The 255-nt window shown below is 64.7% G+C and carries 1 protein-coding gene; it reads left to right on the top strand.

The window, feature by feature from the left end; genetic code table 11:
* The coding region (locus tag J5M57_RS29190) for a hypothetical protein (RefSeq protein ID WP_207850269.1) at window positions 1–255 on the top strand (255 nt) is incomplete at both ends.

Raw genomic sequence — 255 nt, 5'->3', positions numbered from 1 at the left:
ACGCCAAGGGCGGGGCGCTGACCGCCATCGACCTCAACGGCGCACGGCTGACCAGTCACGTCTATCAATCGGGGCGTGAACAACAGCGCCAGCAAGGCCTGCTGCGCAGCGATTATGCCTACGACGATCAGGGCCGTTTACTCGCCCACGCGGTAGGCCATCAGCACCAGGCGCTGTATCGCCGCGATTATGCCTACAGCGCCAACGGCAATCTGGAGCACATTGCCGACACCCGCCACGGCCAGCGCACCTACG

This window comes from Pseudomonas sp. 86_A (assembly GCF_017491705.1).
GTDB classification, from domain to species: domain Bacteria; phylum Pseudomonadota; class Gammaproteobacteria; order Pseudomonadales; family Pseudomonadaceae; genus Aquipseudomonas; species Aquipseudomonas koreensis.
The sequence above is the reverse complement of the archived record's forward strand: the minus strand, read 5'-3'. Positions and strand labels throughout refer to the sequence as shown.